At 64.0% G+C, this 2239-nt stretch carries 1 protein-coding gene; it reads left to right on the top strand.

Features of this window, described 5'->3' with window-relative positions; translation table 11 throughout:
* Nucleotides 1–117: 117 nt before the first annotated feature.
* Nucleotides 118–2238, top strand: a complete 2121-nt coding sequence (locus ACFPPB_RS20185) for an autotransporter family protein (protein ID WP_377330441.1) — start codon at nucleotides 118–120, stop codon at nucleotides 2236–2238.
* The last annotated feature ends 1 nt before the right edge of the window (nucleotide 2239 follow it).

Genomic DNA, 2239 nt, shown 5'->3' with positions numbered 1-2239 from the left:
ACACGTTTACCTCCGGGGTGATACGCCAAACGGGGACTGACGAGCGTTTCGCACCTGCTGACCCAGTGGGCCAAGCACTACCGCGAGCTTCGTTCGCACACCCAGCAGGACATCCCCGTGAAAAAAACACTCCTCATTCCCCTCCTCGGCTCGGCCATGGTGGCCTGGCTGCCCATGACCGTGGCGCGCGAAGTCGTCGTGCTGCCCGGCGTGGTCAATCCGGTCGGCGTGGCCAGCGGCGTCGATACGCAAGGCCCCGGCCTGCTCACCGTCGGCGCCCAGGACATCAATACGGGCAATGATCCCGGCGGCGCGATCACCACGAACGCCGCGAATACGGCGAGCATCCTGTTCAACAACAGCTCGACGGTAACCGGCTTCGTCGGTGCGACCGGCACGACCTTCCTCAATATTTCCGCTGGCGCCAATGCCAATACGGTTGCCTTCAACGGCCCGGTCTACTCGACGACGTTCTCGGTGGCCGGCACCGGCACGGTCAATTTCAACAACGGCTTTACCAGCAACACCGGATCGACGATGGATTTTGCCGGCGACGGCTTCATCAACGTCGGCGCCGGTCAGACCGTCAAGGCCGCCATCACCAATTCGGCGGGAGCCGGCACCGGCACGCTGACCCTGCATGCCAACAGCATCCTGGACGGTGCCGTCGGCGCCGCGAGCGGACTCAAGCAGATCAACGTGGTCGGCGGCAATGCGCTGATCACCGGCCAGGCGAATGCCGCAGCCTACTCGCTCGATACCAATACCCTCAATGTGGCAGGTGCCTTCAAGATTCCGGTGGCGGGCACCATCAACACCACGATCTTCAGTCCGTCGCTTTACGGCAAGATCGTGCCGGTTGGCGCGGCCACCATCGGCAACGCGCTGCAGGTCAACGTGACCGTCACCGGACCGATCCCGGTGGGCAGCATTTTCAACATCGTCGATGCCACCAGCGGTACCAACGGCAGCACCGTGACGGCGACCAGCAACACCACGCGCTATCTGTTTTCGGCAGCTCCCACCACGAACGGCCGGGTGCAGATCATCGCGACCCAGATTCCGCTGGCTACCGTCGTGGCACCGGTAGCCAATCCGACCGCCCCGGTCGTCGCCCCGGTCATCGACGCCCTGCCGTTGACACCGGCAACCGCACCGCTGTTGACGGCGATTACGTTGCTGCCGAACGCCACCGCCGTCGCCGGTGCGCTGGCGCAACTCCAACCCGGCGCGGCCAGTCTCGCCGCGCCGCAGGCGAGTTACCGCGTTACCCAGCAGTTGCAGGGACTGTGGGCCGCGCATATGGAAAGCACCCAACGCCCTTGTGCGCAGGGTGACCAGCCCGACGAGCGGAACAAACAGCGCCAGGATGATGCGACAGCATGCCAATCCGACAAGCGGGACCCGCAACTATGGGTGGCTGCCTACGGCTCTGCCGGCACGCAGCGCGACAACAACGGATACGAGGGCTATACCGACAACAGTTATGGCACGATGCTCGGCCTCGATATTCCGCTCAGTCAGGCGACCACCGCCGGTGTCGGTGTCCGATACGCCCGCTCCACGCTTGACGGCCTTGACGCGCAGAGTCGGGGCAACATCCGTTCTTACCAGGCAACCGCCTATCTGGGTTATGCGCCGGGTCCCTGGTTTGTCGATGCAGCCCTCGTGTATGGACTGGATGACTATTCGAGCTCGCGCCGGGTCGTGTTTCAGGGCATCGGCGAGACCGCGAGAGCCGATTACAGCGGCCATCAGTACACTGCGTTTGCAGCGACCGGCTACCACTTTTTCGTGGGCGACGGGCGTACCGTCATTACGCCAACCGCCACGCTGCAGTACACCCGTCTGAAGACTCCCGGCTACAGCGAAACCGGCGGCAATGCCGTCAATCTCAAGGTCGATGCGCGGAGTGACGATTTCCTCCAGTCGGGCCTCGGCGTGAAACTCGCCCGCGATCTCGCCCATGCCGGCCCGCTGACCGTACGTCCCGAGGTGCATGCCAACTGGCTGCATTCGTTCCGCGGCGAAGCCATGAGCAGTACGGCAGCCTTCGAAAGTGGCGGCCCGTCATTCACGGCCACCGGCGTCAAGCCGGGACGGGATCTGATGGACCTGGGCGCCGGCCTTCTCATCGCCAGCAGCACCAGGTGGTCACTCGAAAGCGCTTACGATTACCAGTTCAACCACAGCTACCGGTCGGGCCAGGTCATGGTCAAGTTCGCCCTGGCGCTGTGAG

Origin of the sequence: Rhodanobacter terrae (assembly GCF_042657005.1) — a bacterium.
GTDB classification, from domain to species: domain Bacteria; phylum Pseudomonadota; class Gammaproteobacteria; order Xanthomonadales; family Rhodanobacteraceae; genus Rhodanobacter; species Rhodanobacter terrae.
This window is presented reverse-complemented; position numbering and strand designations above follow the sequence as displayed.